Origin of the sequence: Mycobacterium sp. (genome assembly GCF_049608025.1) — a bacterium.
Lineage (GTDB): Bacteria > Actinomycetota > Actinomycetes > Mycobacteriales > Mycobacteriaceae > Mycobacterium.
On record NZ_JBMYXC010000018.1, the window covers coordinates 46,397 to 63,921 of the forward strand.

The window sequence follows — 17,525 nt, forward strand, 5'->3', positions numbered from 1 at the left end:
TCAGTCCTTCCAGGTACGCGTCGTGGCCGATGGGGTGGCTCCGGCGAGATGCAGTGCCGCAAGATACCCGAACGTCATCGCCGGGCCGATGGTGCCGCCGGGGCCCGGATAGGTGTGGCCCATTACAGGTGCACTTGCGTTGCCCGCGGCGTAGAGACCCTCGATGATCGAGCCGTCGTCGCGCAGGGCGCGGCCGTGCACATCGGTGACGACGCCGCCTTTGGTGCCCAAATCACCCGGGACCATTTTCACCGCGTAGAACGGCGGATGGCTGATCTCGCCGAGGTTTGGGTTCGGCTTGTTGGTGGGGTCACCGTAGTAGCGGTCGTAGGCGCTCTCGCCTCGTCTGAAGTCCTCGTCGACGCCGGAACGCGCGAAGCCGTTGAATCGCTCGATGGTCGCCTTGAAGGTGTCCGCGGGCAACCCGGTCTTCGCGGTGAGTTCGTCGAGGCTCGGAGCCGAGACGATCACTCCTGACTCCATCCACTTCTTCGGAATGCGCTGGCCCGGTTGGAGTCCGGCGAAGATGTAGCGATCGCGGTACTGCTGGTCGAACACCAGCCAGGCCGGGATGTTCTCGCCGGGGCCCGGGCCCTGTCCGTATTTTCCGCCATACATGTGGTGGCATGCCTCGACGTAGGGCATTGATTCGTTCATGAAGCGCTTGCCGGTCATGTTGACGATGATCGAACCGGGGGAGTTGCGCTCGGACAGGGCGAACCACGGCGCATCGACCAGGGGTACCGTCGGCCCCCACCATGCGTCTTCCATGACATCCAGTGCCGCGCCCAACTTCTCGGCGGCCAGGATGCCGTCACCGGTGTTGGCCTTGGCGCCGACCGTCCACGCCGTGGTGATCGGGGCTCGCTGGTACTTCACCCTCATCTGCTCGTTGTGCTCAAACCCCCCGCTGCCGAGGATCACCCCACGACGGGCTCGAATGAGTTGTGGCTCAGCATTGTCCGGGGAATCAGGGGGCAGCACCCAGATGCCACGTACCGCGCCGTCCTCGACGTAGAGGTCGGTCATCGCGGTGTTGAGCCGGACCGGCACGCCGGCTTTCTGCAGGCCGATACGCAGTGGGGCGATGAGCGCGCGGCCCATACCTACCAGGTTCTTCCCGGTCGCCTGCGCCCACATGGTGCGCGCGCCCACCCGCAGGCTGCGCAGCACACCCCGTGGATGCCGCTTGAGCTGGTTCAGCCGCATGTAGTCCTGCTGCATGACGACGACGTTGAGGGGCACCTTGCCGTAGGCCGGCTCCAGCCCTTTGGCGTCGGGCCCCAGTTTCTTGGCGTCGAACGGCTTGGGTTCCACCGACCGGCCCGAAGCCTTGCCGCCCGCTGTCTCGGGGTAGTAGTCGGAGTACTTCGGCACCCAGCAGAGCTTGAGTGGGGTGTGCCTGAGAACGAAGGACAGCATCTCCGGGCCGCGATCCAGATAGGTGTCGATCTTCTCTGCCGGGACCACGTCGCCGATGATCGTGTGCAAATAGGTGCGGGCCGACTCTGGGGTATCCGAGACTCCGTCACGCTTGAGGATCTCGTTGTTGGGAATCCAGACGCCACCACCGGACCGCGCAGTGGAACCTCCGAAGTGCGGTGCCTTCTCGACGACTACTGTTGACAGACCCTGGTGGGCGGCCGTGAGGGCGGCGACCATGCCGGCGGCGCCACTGCCGACCACAATGGCGTCGTACTCCTGTCCAGTCATCTAGAACACGTTATAGAATTGTTCGGCCGACCCACAACTGTGCCGGTCCACGGAATGAGGGGACTTCACGAATGTTGTCCGTTGAGGTGCGTGACTGGTTGGCCGCCGACTTGGCGCAGGCCGAGCGAAGCCGGGTCCCGATCGGCCCGCTCACAGCAAGAGAACCGGACATCGACGTGGTCGACGCGTACGAGATTCAGCTGATCAACATTCGGCAGAAGGTCGCCGAGGGCGCCCGTGTGATCGGGCACAAAGTCGGCCTCTCGTCAGAGGCCATGCAGAAGATGATGAATGTCGACGAGCCCGATTACGGGCACCTGCTCGACGAGATGGAGGTCTTCGAGGACACGCCGGTGCAGTCCGGTCGATTTCTCTATCCGCGCGTCGAGGTGGAGGTCGGTTTCGTACTCGCCGATGACCTGCCTGGGGCAGGCTGCACCGAGGACGACGTGCTGGCGGCAACGGCAGCGTTCGCGCCTTCGATCGAGCTCATCGACACCCGCATCACCGACTGGAAGATCAAACTCTGCGACACGATCGCCGACAACGCCTCGTCGGCCGGTTGGGTACTCGGGCAGGCGCGGGTGTCACCCAAGGACGTGGATATCAGAGCCATCGAGGCAGTCCTCAAGAACAACGGCGAAGTCGTTGCCGAGGGGCGCAGTGATGCGGTGCTGGGAAATCCGGTCACAGCGGTCGCCTGGCTGGCTCGCAAGGTCGAGGCCTTCGGGGTGCGACTGAAGGCCGGCGACATCGTGCTGCCCGGCTCGTGCACCCGCGCCATCGACGCGCCACCGGGCAGCAATTTCGTCGCGGACTTCGCCGGATTAGGTTCAGTGCAACTTAGTTTCGAATGAGCTTCCGAGCGACGTCCGAATGGATGACTGTCCGAATGGATGACTAAGGAGAACCAATGCCTGGTACGGCTGGACGCAAAACTCAAGTCGCGATCGTCGGATCGGGCAACATCAGTACCGATCTGCTGTACAAACTGCTGAGGTCGGACTGGCTTGAGCCGCGCTGGATGATCGGCATCGATCCAGACAGCGAGGGGTTGGCCCGGGCCCGCAAACTGGGGTTGGAGACCAGCCACGAGGGAGTGGACTGGCTGCTGGGCCTCGATGAGAAGCCCGATCTGGTATTCGAGGCCACCAGCGCCTACGTGCACCGCGATGCGGCGCCCCGGTACGCCGAGGCCGGCATCCGCGCCATCGACCTCACCCCGGCCGCTGTCGGCCCCGGAGTGATACCGCCGGCGAACCTGCGCGAGCACCTCGATGCGCCGAACGTCAACATGGTGACCTGCGGCGGCCAGGCCACGATTCCGATCGTGTACGCGGTGTGTCGGGCCGTCGCCGAACAAGGCGGCACCGTGCCCTACGCGGAGATCGTTGCGTCGGTGTCCTCGGCGTCTGCCGGACCCGGAACCAGGGCCAACATCGACGAGTTCACCAAGACCACCAGCGCCGGTGTGCAGGCCATCGGCGGCGCCGCACGCGGCAAGGCGATCATCATCCTCAACCCGGCCGATCCTCCGATGATCATGCGCGACACCATCTTCTGCGCCATCCCCGAGGACGCCGATCGCGACGCGATCGCGCAGTCCATCAGGGACGTCGTCGCCGATGTGCAGAGCTATGTGCCGGGTTATCGACTCCTCAACGAACCCCAGTTCGACGACCCGTCGATGAACTCCGGCGGACAGGCCGTCGTCACCACATTCGTGGAAGTGGAGGGTGCCGGCGACTACCTACCGCCGTACGCTGGAAACCTGGACATCATGACCGCCGCGGCGACGAAGGTCGGCGAGGAGATCGCGCAGGAGACACTGGCTAGGGAGACGGTCTGAATGAGCGACATCTACTTCAACCCGATCTGGGACGTCCGGTTGACCGACACGTCGCTGCGCGACGGTAGTCACCACAAGCGCCACCAGTTCACCGCCGATGAGGTCGGCGCCATCGTCGCCGCTCTGGATGCCGCCGGCGTACCGGTCATCGAGGTCACCCACGGCGACGGACTGGGTGGCTCGAGCTTCAACTACGGCTTCTCCAAAACTCCCGAGCAGGAACTCATCAAGCTGGCCGCCGAGACCGCGAAAGAGTCCAAGATCGCCTTCCTGATGCTGCCCGGCGTGGGCACCAAGGAGGACATCAAGGAGGCGCAGAACAACGGCGGCTCGATTTGCCGCATCGCCACCCACTGCACTGAGGCGGACGTCTCCATCCAGCATTTCGGTCTGGCCCGCGAACTCGGTCTGGAGACCGTCGGGTTCCTGATGATGAGCCACACCATCTCCCCGGAGAAACTGGCCGCCCAGGCCCGGATCATGGCCGATGCCGGCTGCCAGTGCGTCTACGTCGTCGACTCGGCGGGTGCGCTGGTGCTCGAGGGTGTGGCCGACCGCGTCTCGGCTCTGGTCGCCGAACTGGGGGACGACGCACAGGTTGGTTTTCATGGCCACGAGAACCTGGGTCTCGGGGTGGCCAACTCGATCGAAGCCGTGCGGGCCGGCGCCAAGCAGATCGACGGTTCGTGTCGCCGCTTCGGCGCGGGCGCGGGTAACGCACCGGTCGAGGCCCTCATCGGCGTGTTCGACAAGATCGGCGTGAAGACCGGGATCGACTTCTTCGACATCGCTGATGCCGCGGAAGAGGTCGTTGCGCCGGCGATGCCCGCCGAGTGCCTGCTGGACCGCAACGCGCTGATCATGGGGTACTCCGGGGTCTACTCCAGCTTCCTCAAGCACGCGATCCGCCAATCCGAGCGCTACGGGGTGCCCGCACACGCGCTGCTACACCGGGCCGGAGAACGCAAATTGATCGGCGGCCAGGAGGACCAGCTGATCGACATCGCTCTGGAGATCAAGCGGGAGATGGACGCGTCGGTCTAGGCGCTGGACCCACTGGCGGACCGGCCTGTCAGCCCCGAGGTGCACGATGGGGGCATGGCGACACGAGCCGAGGCGCAGGCGATCCTCGAACAATTGGCCGGCCCTGACGCGCGGTTGCGCGATGACCAGTGGTCGGCCATCGAGGCGCTAGTCGTGCAGCGCCGCCGGGCGCTTGTCGTCCAGCGCACGGGATGGGGAAAGTCGGCGGTGTACTTCATCGCCGCCAAGCTGTTACGAGCCGCCGGACGCGGCGCCACGGTCATCGTCTCGCCGCTGTTGGCGCTCATGCGAAACCAGGTGATGGCCGCCGAACGAGCGGGTGTACATGCCGCCACCATCAATTCGAGCAATATGGCCGACTGGGATGAGATCCACGAGCGGGTGCGTGGCGGCGAGCTCGATGTGCTGCTGGTCAGCCCGGAACGGTTGAACAACCCGGACTTCCGCGACCAGGTACTGCCCGCGCTGGCCCGTGACGCCGGGCTGGTGGTGGTGGATGAGGCGCACTGCGTGTCGGACTGGGGCCACGATTTCCGTCCCGATTACCGGCGCATCCGCACGCTGATCGCCGAACTCGGCTCCGATGTACCGGTGCTGGCCACCACCGCTACCGCCAACGATCGTGTCGTTGCCGATGTCGCTACTCAATTGGGGGTCGGCGGATCTGATACTCAGGGAGATACGTTGGTGCTCCGCGGCGGCCTGGACCGGGAGTCACTGCGACTGTCGGTGGTGAACGCGGGAAATCCGGCACAGCGTGCGGCTTGGCTTGCCGCGCATATCGATTCACTTCCCGGTTCCGGCATCGTGTACACGCTGACTGTCGCGCAGGCACACGATATCGCGGCGCTGTTGCGCGAGCGGGGTTATCAGGTCGCGGCCTACACCGGCTCCACCGAGGCGGCTGAACGCGCGCAGCTCGAGGCGGATCTACTGGCCAACAGTGTCAAGGCACTCATCGCCACATCTGCGCTCGGCATGGGCTTCGACAAGCCTGATCTCGGCTTCGTCGTGCATCTGGGCGCGCCGTCGTCGCCGATCGCTTACTACCAGCAGGTCGGCCGCGCAGGACGGTCCACCGACAGTGCCGAGGTGATCCTCTTGCCCGGAAGCGAAGACCAAGATGTGTGGCGATACTTCTCTTCGGTCGCCTTTCCATCGGAATCAATGGTGCGCAACGTAATTCAGGTACTCGACCAGGATCGACCCCAATCGACGCCCGCGCTGGAGCCACTGGTCGACCTTGGACGGTCCCGCCTGGAGATGGTCTTGAAGGTGCTCGACGTCGATGGTGCGGTGCGGCGGGTGAAGGGCGGCTGGGTCGGGACCGGCGTGCCGTGGGAGTACGACGAGCCGCGCTACCGTGCGCTCGACGCGGCCCGTCAACGCGAGCAGCGGGCCATGCTCGACTACCAGGCCGCCCGGGGCTGCCGAATGGCGTTCCTGCGCAGTCAACTCGACGATCCAACGCTGGGCGCCGAGGAGTCCTGCGGCCGGTGTGACAACTGCACCGGTCCTCGGTTCGGCGGCGATGTCGACGCGACCGCGGCCGCCGATACTCGGGCCCGGCTGATGCGGCCCGGAGTGGAGATCACCCCGCGCAAGCAGTGGCCGTCCGGGTTGGGCAAGCTCGGGGTAGAGCTCAGCGGGAAGATTACCGACGGTCCCGAACCGGGGCGCGTCCTGGGCCGACTGACCGACCTGGGGTGGGGGGCTCGACTGCGCAAGTTGCTCGACCACGACGACGCGGAGGTGCCCGAGGACGTCGTGCGCGCCGCGGTGAAGGTGTTGGCATCGTGGAACTGGGCGGTGCGACCGACCGCGGTCATGGCGCTGGATTCGGACACGCATCCACTGTTGATCTCGTCACTAGCTTCCAAGTTGGCTGAGTTGGGTCGGCTCACCGACCTCGGCACCCTGCGCTACGCGCCAGAGCGGCGACCGGTCACCGCGGCAAACTCCGCATACCGTGTCGCGGCGTTGCACCGGGCCTGGTCGGCGCCAGATGAGGACCTGGGAAGTGCCGCGGGCGGGCCGGTGCTCCTGGTGGATGACAGGACCGACACCGGATGGACGCTGACCATGGCCGCGCGGGTGGTACGCGCCGCCGGGGCTCCCGAGGTATTGCCGTTTGCGCTGGCGGCTACCAGCTGATGTTGGCCTACCTTGCGCTGGATCCGGAGCAATCGCTGGCATCAGTCCCCGCCTACGCGCAGCGTGCGGAGCGGCTCGGCTTTGCCGGCCTGCACGTTCCCGAGACGATCCACGATTCCCTGGCGGTGGCTCTGCTCGCACTGGAACACACGACTCGGATCACCGTCCGCACGGCGGTAACCCTGGCGTTCGTCCGCAGTCCGACTGCGGTGGCCTATGCCGCCTGGGATCTGTCGGAGCTGTCGGGTGGGCGGTTCGAACTAGGGCTGGGCAGCCAGATCAAGCAGAACATCGAGGACCGATTCGGCATGCCATGGACTGAGCCGGTCGAACGGATGCGGGACTACGTGGGTGCGCTGCAGGCGCTGTTCGAAGCGTTCCGCACAGGTGGGGCGCTGAACTTCGAAGGCACCCACTACCGGTTGACCCGGATGCAGCCGTACTTCAACCCCGGCCCCAGCGACGCATCGACACCGCCAATCTGGTTGGGGGCCGTGAACGCGGGCATGTGTGAACTCGCCGGGGAGGTTGCCGCCGGGGTGGTGACCCACTCCACCAACTCCGGGCCCGAACATTTGCACAACGTGGTCCGTCCCGCGCTGCGGCGCGGGGCGGCCACCTCCCGGCGGACGACCATGGCTGCGGTTATCGCATCGCCTGCCATCGCCACGGGTGTCAACGCCGCCGCGGTCGCCGCCGAGCGGCAACGACATCGTCGGATGCTGGCGTTCCTGTACTCGACACCGGCCTACGCGCCGGCGTTGATCAGCCGGGGATGGCCGGACTTGCCCGAACGGCTCCGCGAGCTGGTACGGGCGCAGCAATGGGACCGGCTACCCGCAGTGCTGACCGACGATGTCGTGGACGAGTTCGTCGTGTCCGCGTGCTACGACGACTTGCCGCGGTTGCTCGCAGCCCGCTTCGGGGCTACGGCTGACGGCGTTGTCCTACCTCCGCTACGCGGCGACAGCGACGCTGGGGTCCAGGCCTGCGTGGCAGCACTTGCCGCTCAGTGATTCTCGTCGATCGCGGCGACCGGTGTGCCGCCGATAACCTCCGGTCAGATGTCGAGGGTCGGGATAAATCGTGGCGGCTGCCGGACCGAGGTTGCCTGTTCGAAGGCATAGGCGTAGGCGATGAGCTTCGGCTCCTGGAATGCCCCACCGAAGAATGACAACCCCACGGGAAGTCCATGAACGTAGCCGGCGGGAACCGAGATGTGCGGATAGCCGGCGACCGCCGGCGGTGTCGAGCAGCCGCCTGGCAACAGGTTGTCCCCGACCACCGGGTCGATCACAAATGCCGGTGACCCCTCGGTGGGTGCCACGATGGCGTCCAGGCGGTGCTCACTCAGCGCCTTGTCTATGCCCTCCCCGCGCCCTCGACGGCGCAGCTCGGACTCGATCAGCAGGTACTCCTGGCTGGTCAGGCTATCTTTGGCCTGCGCCTGCCGAAGGAACTCCTGACCGAAGTACGGCATTACCGCGTCGGCGTTCTCCTCGTTGAACCGGATGAGTTCTTCCAGGCTCCGCACCCGAGAGCGGGGATGACCGCCCAGATAGGCGTCCAGACTCGCCTTGAGGCCGTAGCGGAGCAGGTCGAGTTCGAGCTCTCCGAAGAAGGGCAGCGAGCTCGCCCGAACCGGGTCGACGATCTCTGCGCCCAGCTCCGCCAGGCGACCGATCGCGTCCTCAATCACTGCGTCGGTTCCTTCGTGCTGGCCGAAACACTCCCGGGCCACCCCGAGCCTCGCTCCCTCGAGGGAGCCACGGTCGAGGAAGTGGCGATAGTCGGTCAGCGCGTGCTCAGCGCCGTTCCTCGTTGCCGGATCGCCCTCGTCGTAACCGGTCAGCGCCGTCAGAAGTGTCGCTACATCAGCGACGGTGCGGGCCATCGGCCCCGCCGTGTCCTGGGGAGCCGCGACCCCGATCACGCCCGAGCGACTCAGTAGCCCCACCGTGGGTTTGAGGCCGACGACCGAGTTGCTCGAGGCGGGCCGGACGATGGATCCGTCGACCTCCGCGCCGATTGCGCCGACACAGAGGTTGGCGGCCACCGCGACTGCCGACCCCGAACTCGAGCCCAGTGGGCTTCGATCCAAGACGTATGGGTTACGCACCTGACCGCCGCGACTGCTCCACCCGCTACAGGGTCGAGTGGAGCGCATGTAGCCCCACTCGCTCATGTTGGCCTTGCCAAGGATGAGGGCACCGGCTTTGCGCAATTTCATGACGATGAAGGCGTCTCGTTCCGCGACATTGCCTTCGAGAGCCAACGATCCGGCAGTTGTCATCATCTTGTCGCCGGTGTCGATGCTGTCCTTGACGACGACGGGTACACCGTGCAGCGGGCCGCGCGTTCGCTGCTGTTGGCGCTCCTCGTCGAGCCTTTCGGCGATCACCAAAGCATCAGGATTGACCTCGATCACCGAGCGCAGCATCGGGCCCGATCGATCGATCTCCGAGACCCGCTTCAGGTAGCCCTTCGCCAGGCCGGCGGCGCTCCACTCACCCCGGTCGAATGCCGCCTGCAGCTCTGCGATCGTGAACTCCGGCACGTCCATCGCAACCTCTCCCCAGTGACCAGTGGCCGAAGGACCGTTCCCGGAAGTTGCGACCCCATACGGTTCGAATCCTAGGTCGCTGTAGGAATTGCGGTGCGGTCACCGCCGAGTAGGGGCTCCCGTGTGCCGATCAGCTGACTATGGGAAAGGGGCCCTGACCTTGGCTACATCGCCAGCGAGTTGAGCGGTCAGCGCCCGCGCGGAAGCCATCAATCCGTCTGCATGCCTGCTGATTTCGCCGTCAGTCAGGGCGCGTCCGATCTGCAGGGACACCACCATGGCCTGGCGTCGGTGGTGGTCGAAGACGGGAGCGGAGATCACGCTGATGTCCGAACGTGCACCGCGGCGGCGTTCGCCCGGACTGCCCTCGCTGCTCAGGTACACCCGCTCGCCGACATCGGAGATCAACTCGCCCAGTAACGCCCGCAATTCCTGCGGCAGCGTACTCGACATGCCCGCCATCATCGCGTACAACCGCCGTCCGCTCGGGGTGAGACGCTCGACAAGGTATCCCGCTGCGCGACATTCGCTGATCACCCGATCGAGCCGCGCGGTGTCGGTGCGCAGCGGGATCGTGGGCTCCTTTTCCAGCCAGGCGCGCAGGGCCACCTCGTCCCACAACACGAACATCAGGCCTACCGGCGGAGCGAACGGATAGCTCTGACCAACCTTGACGCCGGAGTCGGCTCCGGGTGGTCCGACCACCTCGAGCAGCGTGATGCGGTCATCGACCACCGCGGACAGGGCTGCGGTGGTGGCGTAGGTCGTCGACAGCCGGCGCAGCTCCTCCCGCGCAGCGGGATTCACCCGCAGGGACTCCTGCGCCGTGTGACCGATCGTGATGAGCGTCGGGCCGAGGCGGTAGGTCTTGTCCTCTTCGTCGCGCACGAGGTAGCCCGCTGCCGTCAGCGTCGTGAGGATGCCCAGGCAGGTGGGCTTACTCAGACCCAGGCGGCGGGCCAGGTCGGACAGGCCGAACCGATCGTGCGGATGCGCGGACAGAAATCCGAGGATGGCGATGACGCGCTCGGTCGGCGGCGATGTCCGGCCGGCGCTACTGGGTGGCGTACCGGTTGGTGGCACATTCGGCTCCTGCATGACCCGCCCGTTGACTGGAGTTGGAACGCCTTCTAGTGTCAGGTCAGGAAATCTACCACTACGGTTCAATAATGGAACACCGGCTCAATAGCGAAACATGGGCTCGATAGTGGGGCACAGAGACACTGGACCGCAGAGACACTGGACCGCAGAGAGAATGGGCCGTGGAAAGAATGGACCGTGGAGACTGGAACACTGAGAGGCGTTGATCCCGATTTTTTCTCAGCCGTTGGCCGAGGCCATCGCCGAGGCCGAGAGCCTCGTCGCCGCTGCACCATTCATCGAGACCGAGGCTGATCTCCTCGAGGGTTTGCAGTACCTGGCCGGCTGCATCGCCGCTTGCACGCACGTGGCGTTCGACTACGACCGCGACCACCCGTTCCTGCACACCGGCACCGGCCCCTTCACCAAGATGGGTCTGGACAACCCGGACACGATGTACTTCGGTACTCGGGTGCAACCGGGCCACGAGTATGTGGTGACCGGTATCCGCGGCACCACGACCGATGTGAGTTTTCAACTGCTGGGCGGCGAATACACCGACGACAACGTGCCCGACAGTGCAACGGCGTTCGACGACCGAAAACTCGACATCGCCGACGACGGCACCTTCGAATGGCGATTCACACCTGCCGGCCCGGCTCAACTGGTCATCCGGGAGGTGTACAACGACTGGTCGGCCCGTCGCGGAACCTTCTCGATATCGCGGACCGACACCGTCGGCACCGCGCCGCCCGCGCTCACCCGCGAGCTGATCGAAAAGCGTTATGCGGTAGCGGGTAAACAATTGGTTCAGCGAGTCAAGACCTGGCTGCAGTTCCCGCAGTGGTTCTATACCGACAGCCCGCCCAACACGATGGTTTCGCCACGGCTGACGCCTGGGGGGCTGGCCACCCAGTATTCGTCGGCTGGGAAATTCGACCTGGCCGAGGACCAGGCGCTCATCATCACGCTGCCCGGCACCGACGCACCCTACCTAGGCTTCCAGCTGGGCAGTCTGTGGTACATCTCGCTGGACTACATCAATCACCAGACCTCACTGAACGGCACTCAGGCCCAAGTGGATCCGGACGGCAAGATTCGTATCGTTGTATCCGACAACAATCCGGGCGTCACCAATTGGGTTGAGACGCTGGGACACCGGAAGGGTTTCCTGCAGTTCCGCTGGCAGCGGGTCTCGCGCGAGCTGACCGAGGCCGATGGCCCTGTCGTTGACCTCGTCGATGCAGAGCAGGTGTCCGAGGCCCTGCCGTACTTCGAGTCGAACAAGATCTCAGAGCACGACTGGCGCGCGCGCATCGCACTGCGTCAGAAACAGATCGGCGAGAGAATGGTGGGCTAGCTCATGCCAGATTCCGGCCTTCTCCTCGAAGGCAAAGTTGTCGTGATCAGTGGTGTGGGACCGGCGTTGGGCACGACCCTCGCCCGTCGGTGCGCCGAGAACGGAGCCGATCTGGTCCTGGCCGCCCGGACGGTCGAGCGGTTGGATGAGGTTGCCAGGCAGGTCACAGATCTGGGGCGGCGTGCGGTCTCGGTGGGCACCGACATCACTGATGAGGCGCAGGTGCGCAATCTCGTCGACGAGTCGTTGACGGCATACGGCAAGGTCGACGTGTTGATCAACAACGCTTTCCGAGTGCCTTCGATGAAGCCATTGGCCAACACCACATTCGACCATATGCGCGAGGCGATCGAGTTGACGGTGTTCGGGGCTCTGCGAATGATCCAGGGCTTCACGCCGGCGCTGGCTGAGTCCAAAGGCTCTGTGGTGAACGTCAACTCGATGGTGGTGCGGCATTCCCAAGCGAAATACGGTGCATACAAGATGGCCAAGTCGGCGCTACTGGCCATGTCGCAGTCGCTGGCCACGGAGCTGGGAGAGCAGGGCATCCGAGTGAATTCGATCCTTCCGGGCTATATCTGGGGGGGCACGCTGGAGAGCTACTTCAACCACCAGGCCGGCAAGTACGGCACCACCGTCGATGCGATCTACCAGGCCACCGCAGCATCGTCTGACTTGAAACGACTGCCCACCGAGGACGAGGTGGCCTCGGCCATCTTGTTCATGGCCGGCGATCTGTCCAGCGGTATCACCGGCCAGGCTCTGGATGTGAACTGCGGGGAGTACAAGGCCTGATGAGCATGCGAAGGCAGCGCGAGCGAGGACCGGAGCGAGGGGGAGTCGAGCCATGAGCATCCGCACCGATGTGGGCACTGTCGAGGACCTGCACGCCTCAGCGGTCAAGGCCTGCGGGCTCGATGACTTCGGGGTGGACGACGACAACTACCGTGAAGCGCTCGGCGTGCTACTCGAGTCATTCCGCCGTGATGCCGATCTCACCGAACTCGGTAGCAAGATGCACCGGTTCTTCGTCAGGAATGCCCTGGTTGCCCGGTTGGTTTCGGAGTCGGCGTTCAAGCAGCACCCACGGCACGCCGACGTGAGTGTGGAGCGCCCGATTTTCGTGACCGGGCTACCGCGCACCGGGACCACCGTCGTTCACCGGCTGCTCACAGCCGATCCGGCGCACCAGGGGCTCGAACTCTGGCTCGCCGAATTCCCGCAGCCTCGTCCCCCCCGCGAGACCTGGCCCCAGAACCCGGTTTTCCAACAGCTCGATGCCCGGTTCAGCAAGGCGCACAAAGATAATCCCGACTACACCGGGCTGCACTTCATGACGGCTGCCGAGGTGGAGGAGTGCTGGCAGCTGTTGCGCCAATCTCTGCACTCGGTGTCTTATGAGACGCTGGCACACCTGCCGACCTACTCGCGCTGGCTTGCCGAGCAGGATTGGACCAAGTCGTATCAGCGGCACCGCAAGAACCTTCAACTGATCGGGCTCAACGACCGCGAGAAACGCTGGGTGCTCAAGAATCCCAGTCACCTCTTCGCGCTGGACGCCCTGTTCGCTGTCTACCCGGATGCTCTGGTGGTGCAGTGCCATCGGCCGGCCGAGACGATCATGGCGTCAATGTGCTCGTTGGCCCAGCACACCACCGCAGGCTGGTCCAACAACTTCACCGGTGATGTGATCGGCCACGACGCCCTGGAGACTTGGGCGCGCGGTCTGCACCTGTTCGATGTCGAGCGTGCCAAGCATGATCCGGCGCAGTTCTGTGACCTCGACTACTTCGAGTTCATCAAGGATCCGGTTGCCGCCGTCGAAGGAATCTATCGACGGTTCGGCATCGACTTCACCGACGCGGCCCGCTCAGCGATTACCGATATGCACTCCCAGAGCCAGAGCGGCCCGCGGGCCCCCAAACACACCTACTCGCTGGCCGACTACGGCCTGACCGACGAACAGGTCAAGGCGCGGTTCAAGGGTCTCTGAGGTACCGGGCCGCTGGGGGACCGGGCTTCTGAGACAGGGTGTCAGCCGTCCCCCGGCGACGGCGCAGACGACACTTCCTCCAGGCAGCCCTCTGCCACAGCGTGCTTGATGCTGTCGACCAACCGCGGGCAGGACCGCACCCTGGCCGGGTCCTCGCCGGATGCGCGAATCTCGGCGAAGTGCGCGCAATGCTGCGTCGCCTCGGAGTTCCACTGCACCGCTGTGTAGGCCGGCCCGAGCTTCTTCGCCTGGACGACGACGTGACAGTATCGGCAGTCGACCGACGCCAGTCCAGAGGTCAGATAGCGTTCGCGATCCCGTGCGGTGTCCGCGTGAACTACTGCCGCCCGGTCGGGATCGGACGAGAAATCCGGTGCCTTGCGCCAAGATCCGGTGAGTTGGCCCTCGTCGTGGGAACCGGCGGCGTGCTCGTGATCGTCGTCGTGGCCGCCGTGCAGCAGCAACATCGATCGGGCCAGCCGATCGACGTCCGGTGGTGACTCGTCCGGAGACATGTCAGGAAACCTCGGTGGGCTGCTCCGCGTCCTCGGCCTGGCGCTGCAGATTCTCCTTGACCTCGACATGCCACTTCTCGTTGGCCGCGGTGGTGTCGACCTCCATCTCGAAGCGGTCCGTCATCTCAGCGGTGACATCGGCGGCATCCACGTAGAACTGCTGATACCAGCGGCGCATCTGGTACACCGCGCCGTCCTCTTCGACCAGCAGCGGATTGTCAATGCGGGTCTTGTGCTTCCAGATCTCCACGTCCTGCAGGAAGCCCTTGCTGACCCCATCGGTGAAAACCCGGGCCAACTTGTCGCTGGTCTTTTCGTCCAAGCCCTTGGGCTTTTCGACGATGACGCCCCACTGCAGCACAAACGAGTCCTGGGATACCGGGTAGTGGCAGTTGATCAGGATCGACTCGGCCTTGTAGCCGCTGTAGTTGTTGTGCAGCCAGTTGATCATGAATGACGGTCCGAAGTACGTAGCCTCCGAGTCGAGGTGCGCTTCTCCGTAGCTGGTGCCCATATCGCTGATATCCGGCCGGCCAACGTTGTGCAGGTACTGGCTGGCGATGTGTCCTTCGAAGACGTTCTTGAAGTACGTCGGCAGGCCGTAGTGGATGTAGAAGAAGTGCGCCATGTCGGTGACGTTGTCGATGATCTCGCGGCAGTTGGACCCTTCGATGAGCATCGTGTTCCAGCGCCAGTCGGTCCAGTCGTCCCTGGCGAACTCGGGGATGTCGGGGATGCGTACCTCCGGCGGCGGCGGGTTGCCCTGGTGGTCATGCCAGACGAACAACAGACCGGCACGAACGTCGGTCTCCCAGGCCCGGGTGCGTGCCAGTCGCGGTGTGCGCTTGGCATAGGGAACCAGCTTGCACTTGCCGTCGCCGCCCCAACGCCAATCGTGGAACGGGCATGCCACCTCGTCACCCTTGATGGTGCCCTGGGTCAGGTTTCCACCCATGTGACGGCAGTAGCCGTCGAGGACCTTGAGTTCGCCCTGCGAGTCGGCAAAGACCACCAGCATGGTGCCGAAGGCCTCGACGCCGTGGGGCTTGCCGTCGAGGTAGTCCTTCACCGGCCCGAGGCAGTGCCAGCCTCTGGCATACCGGTCGGGCAGCACGCCGGTGTCGATCTCGCGTACGGCTGCGGTTTCGGTGCTCACTGTGGGCCTCCCAACAAAGTGTCTCTAATTAGAACACGTTACAGTTTTTCTGTTGATCGGCGCAATTCAATCGCCTATCAACTGCTGCCTTGGGGTGACCGGCGGTCTTCTACTCAGAAGGGCGGTGGGTCGTGGATGGCGGTGATGGCGTCGAGTTGTTGTTGCCAGCGTTCGTCGGCTTCGCGGTGGTGGCGGTTGAGTCGGCGTTCGGCCTCGATTGTCGCGTTGCGGTTCTGGGTGCGGGTGGTGCACCGTAGCGGCATCGCGGCGGTACAGTGGCTGCCCTGCTGGTCGGGACGGTCGGACTGGCTTTGCAGTTGGGCAGGCGCCGCAGCGGCGGTCGGCGCGCAGAGTGTGGGGAAAAGTTCGGCCGATCCTGGTGTGGTGGTGTGGGTGTCCCCTGAGGGGGAGGTCCAGATGACGGTGCCGTTGGGTAGTTGTTGGTCGCGCCAGCCCCAAAATGTTTTCAGCAAGTGGTGTTTTCGGCACAGGAGTTTCAGGTTGCCCGCCTGGGTGGGCCCGCCGTCGGTGTAGGGGATGGTGTGGTCGAGGTCGCAACCGGTGGCGGGGCGGTCGCAACCGGGGAATCGGCAGTTCAGGTCGCGGCAGCGGACGAAGTCGGCCAACGCTTGGGTGGGGGTGTAGCCGCACTCGGGGGCTGCGCGGCCGGGATGGTTGATCGGGCGCACCCGTGCGGTACGGGCCAGTTCAGCGACGATCTCGGCGGGGATCAACCAATCTGTGCCGATGACGACTGCGGGTTCGGTGCCCGCGCCGTCGATGGTGGCGGCCTCGGCGACGACATGGATGACGACCGGTGATGTGACGGGCCGGTCTGATCCCGGGCAGTCGGGGTCCGGGCAGCAGCATTGCAGCCGGTCGGCGCCCAAGGCCAGAGCGCCGATCGCATCAGCGCGCCGGGCCGCCGGGGTGCGCATGTCCTGCCCGCACACGGTGGCCGCGAGCGCGGCGAGGCGTTCCTCGAGTAGGTGGGCGTCGATGTTCTGTAGAAAGCCGCGGATCTCGGCCAGCCCGTCGCCGGAGTCCCAGATCTCGATGACACGGTCGCGGCGTTTGCGTTCCCGGCGGCGTATCGCGTCGCGGTCTTGGCGCACGACGATCTTGTCGACCCGGGCCCGTAGCTGGCCCGGCGATACCCGGTGCCAGCGGCCCAGCCCGGCCGCCACCGCGGCATCCACGGCGGCTATCGCGTCGTCGTCGGTGATCAGCGAAGTACGGGAACGCACCAGCTTGAAGGTGGCGTAGTCGATGTCTCCGGCGGCGAACACCGCCCCGACAGCCGGCAGGTCCTCGTGCAGGCAGCGGGCATGAAACACGTAGTCAGCAGCCAGCCCGGCACTGATATTGAGCGCCGTGGAGATCTCGGCAGCCACCGCGTCGGTGGTGTCGGCGGCCCACTGCGCGCACTCGCCGTGCTCGCGCAACCGAATCCGGAACAAATTGTTCACATCGATCAACGTGCGCGCCGCAGCCCGATTCTCGCTGCGCCGCGACGCAGCGATGCGGTCCACGACCGACCGCGCCGCCGTCTGCGATTCCTCGAACATACATTCGATAATAGCCCAGGGGTCAGACACTCGGCGTGTCATCTCCCAAGACATCGGTGACAGTTCTGCATCAGGACATTGGTGACACTTCGATTGGTCTTGGTGGTGACACTTCTGCCCTGAGGCTCGGGCGGTGGCCGTCAATGAACCGATCGATCCCCGTGTCCGCCTCGCGATCTCGCAGTGGCCCGATGATGCGCCCCGAGGGGCGGTCTCGGCATTCTGCGTCGAGCATGACATCTCGCGAAAGTCGTTCTACGAGTTGCGCAAACGTGTGAAGGCTGATGGGCCGGCCGCGGTGCTGGAGCCTCGGACGCGACGACCGAAGTCCAACCCGTGGAAGCTCAGCGATGAGGTCAAGGCTCGGGCCGTGGCAGTGCGCGCCGCCCTGGAGGCCTCCGGCTTGGACCACGGGCCGATCAGCGTGCACGACAAGATGGGGGCGATGGGCCTGGATCCGGTACCCTCGGTCGCGTCGCTGGCACGCATCTTCCGAGAGGCTGGCGTGGCTCGCCTTGAGCCGAAGAAGA

General features: G+C 65.0%; 14 protein-coding genes and 1 pseudogene. 9 read left to right on the forward strand and 6 right to left on the reverse strand.

Going from position 1 to position 17,525, the window contains the following annotated elements; genetic code table 11:
* The gene (gene kstD / locus ACPGXI_RS08810) at positions 1-1,713 is read right to left on the reverse strand and encodes a 3-oxosteroid 1-dehydrogenase (RefSeq protein WP_526651897.1); all 1,713 of its coding nucleotides are present in this window, start codon (positions 1,711-1,713) and stop codon (positions 1-3) included.
* Positions 1,714-1,784: 71 nt separating this feature from the next.
* On the opposite strand from kstD, the gene ACPGXI_RS08815 reads away from it, so the two are divergent.
* From ACPGXI_RS08815 to ACPGXI_RS08835, 5 genes are read left to right on the forward strand one after another with little or no spacing between them, the layout of a single operon-like run.
* Complete coding sequence (locus tag ACPGXI_RS08815; RefSeq protein ID WP_526651899.1) at positions 1,785-2,570, forward strand: 2-keto-4-pentenoate hydratase; 786 nt, start codon at positions 1,785-1,787, stop codon at positions 2,568-2,570.
* A 56-nt stretch (positions 2,571-2,626) separates the two neighbouring features.
* A complete protein-coding gene (locus tag ACPGXI_RS08820) occupies positions 2,627-3,562 on the forward strand; it encodes an acetaldehyde dehydrogenase (acetylating) (protein ID WP_526651901.1) in 936 nt (311 codons plus the stop codon).
* Positions 3,563-4,606 carry a 4-hydroxy-2-oxovalerate aldolase gene (gene dmpG / locus ACPGXI_RS08825; RefSeq protein ID WP_526651903.1) on the forward strand — a complete coding sequence of 348 codons (1,044 nt, stop codon included), beginning with the start codon at positions 3,563-3,565 and terminating at the stop codon, positions 4,604-4,606.
* A 54-nt stretch (positions 4,607-4,660) separates the two neighbouring features.
* The gene (locus ACPGXI_RS08830) at positions 4,661-6,760 is read left to right on the forward strand and encodes a RecQ family ATP-dependent DNA helicase (RefSeq protein ID WP_526651905.1); all 2,100 of its coding nucleotides are present in this window, start codon (positions 4,661-4,663) and stop codon (positions 6,758-6,760) included.
* Entirely contained in the window at positions 6,760-7,776 is a 1,017-nt protein-coding gene (locus ACPGXI_RS08835) for a TIGR03617 family F420-dependent LLM class oxidoreductase (protein WP_526651907.1), read from the forward strand. Before ACPGXI_RS08830 ends, ACPGXI_RS08835 begins: the two co-directional genes overlap by 1 nt.
* Positions 7,777-7,820: 44 nt before the next feature.
* Here the strand turns inward: ACPGXI_RS08835 and ACPGXI_RS08840 are convergent, their stop codons facing one another.
* Positions 7,821-9,323 (reverse strand): amidase, encoded by a 1,503-nt coding sequence (locus ACPGXI_RS08840; protein ID WP_526651909.1) that lies wholly within the window; start codon positions 9,321-9,323, stop codon positions 7,821-7,823.
* A 138-nt stretch (positions 9,324-9,461) separates the two neighbouring features.
* A complete protein-coding gene (locus ACPGXI_RS08845; protein ID WP_526651911.1) occupies positions 9,462-10,421 on the reverse strand; it encodes an IclR family transcriptional regulator in 960 nt (319 codons plus the stop codon).
* Between the two features lie 214 nt (positions 10,422-10,635).
* Here ACPGXI_RS08845 and ACPGXI_RS08850 point away from each other — a divergent pair, with 214 nt between their 5' ends.
* The 3 genes from ACPGXI_RS08850 to ACPGXI_RS08860 are packed head-to-tail and all read left to right on the forward strand — an operon-like array spanning position 10,636 to position 13,756.
* Positions 10,636-11,763: a hypothetical protein gene (locus ACPGXI_RS08850; protein WP_526651928.1), complete on the forward strand. Its 1,128-nt coding sequence runs from the start codon at positions 10,636-10,638 to the stop codon at positions 11,761-11,763.
* A 3-nt stretch (positions 11,764-11,766) separates the two neighbouring features.
* Positions 11,767-12,558 carry an SDR family NAD(P)-dependent oxidoreductase gene (locus ACPGXI_RS08855; protein ID WP_526651913.1) on the forward strand — a complete coding sequence of 264 codons (792 nt, stop codon included), beginning with the start codon at positions 11,767-11,769 and terminating at the stop codon, positions 12,556-12,558.
* 52 nt (positions 12,559-12,610) lie between these two features.
* Positions 12,611-13,756, forward strand: a complete 1,146-nt coding sequence (locus ACPGXI_RS08860) for a sulfotransferase (protein WP_526651915.1) — start codon at positions 12,611-12,613, stop codon at positions 13,754-13,756.
* Between the two features lie 41 nt (positions 13,757-13,797).
* Here the strand turns inward: ACPGXI_RS08860 and ACPGXI_RS08865 are convergent, their stop codons facing one another.
* The 3 genes from ACPGXI_RS08865 to ACPGXI_RS08875 all read right to left on the reverse strand — a co-directional run bounded on the left by ACPGXI_RS08865 (position 13,798) and on the right by ACPGXI_RS08875 (position 16,995).
* Positions 13,798-14,271 carry a hypothetical protein gene (locus tag ACPGXI_RS08865; protein WP_526651916.1) on the reverse strand — a complete coding sequence of 158 codons (474 nt, stop codon included), beginning with the start codon at positions 14,269-14,271 and terminating at the stop codon, positions 13,798-13,800.
* A 1-nt stretch (position 14,272) separates the two neighbouring features.
* Positions 14,273-15,427 (reverse strand): 3-ketosteroid-9-alpha-hydroxylase subunit A, encoded by a 1,155-nt coding sequence (locus ACPGXI_RS08870; RefSeq protein WP_526651918.1) that lies wholly within the window; start codon positions 15,425-15,427, stop codon positions 14,273-14,275.
* A 113-nt stretch (positions 15,428-15,540) separates the two neighbouring features.
* Entirely contained in the window at positions 15,541-16,995 is a 1,455-nt protein-coding gene (locus tag ACPGXI_RS08875) for an HNH endonuclease signature motif containing protein (protein WP_526651920.1), read from the reverse strand.
* 133 nt (positions 16,996-17,128) lie between these two features.
* Between ACPGXI_RS08875 and ACPGXI_RS08880 the strand changes: the two are divergent.
* Positions 17,129-17,525: pseudogene (locus ACPGXI_RS08880) on the forward strand (IS481 family transposase); the annotation flags it as partial.

Coding starts and splice junctions, on each gene's coding strand:
- kstD (WP_526651897.1), bottom strand. CDS start 1,713: ATGACTGGACAGGAGTACGACGCCATTGTGGTCGGCAGTGGCGCCGCC.
- ACPGXI_RS08815 (WP_526651899.1), top strand. CDS start 1,785: ATGTTGTCCGTTGAGGTGCGTGACTGGTTGGCCGCCGACTTGGCGCAG.
- ACPGXI_RS08820 (WP_526651901.1), top strand. CDS start 2,627: ATGCCTGGTACGGCTGGACGCAAAACTCAAGTCGCGATCGTCGGATCG.
- dmpG (WP_526651903.1), top strand. CDS start 3,563: ATGAGCGACATCTACTTCAACCCGATCTGGGACGTCCGGTTGACCGAC.
- ACPGXI_RS08830 (WP_526651905.1), top strand. CDS start 4,661: ATGGCGACACGAGCCGAGGCGCAGGCGATCCTCGAACAATTGGCCGGC.
- ACPGXI_RS08835 (WP_526651907.1), top strand. CDS start 6,760: ATGTTGGCCTACCTTGCGCTGGATCCGGAGCAATCGCTGGCATCAGTC.
- ACPGXI_RS08840 (WP_526651909.1), bottom strand. CDS start 9,323: ATGGACGTGCCGGAGTTCACGATCGCAGAGCTGCAGGCGGCATTCGAC.
- ACPGXI_RS08845 (WP_526651911.1), bottom strand. CDS start 10,421: ATGCAGGAGCCGAATGTGCCACCAACCGGTACGCCACCCAGTAGCGCC.
- ACPGXI_RS08855 (WP_526651913.1), top strand. CDS start 11,767: ATGCCAGATTCCGGCCTTCTCCTCGAAGGCAAAGTTGTCGTGATCAGT.
- ACPGXI_RS08860 (WP_526651915.1), top strand. CDS start 12,611: ATGAGCATCCGCACCGATGTGGGCACTGTCGAGGACCTGCACGCCTCA.
- ACPGXI_RS08865 (WP_526651916.1), bottom strand. CDS start 14,271: ATGTCTCCGGACGAGTCACCACCGGACGTCGATCGGCTGGCCCGATCG.
- ACPGXI_RS08875 (WP_526651920.1), bottom strand. CDS start 16,995: ATGTTCGAGGAATCGCAGACGGCGGCGCGGTCGGTCGTGGACCGCATC.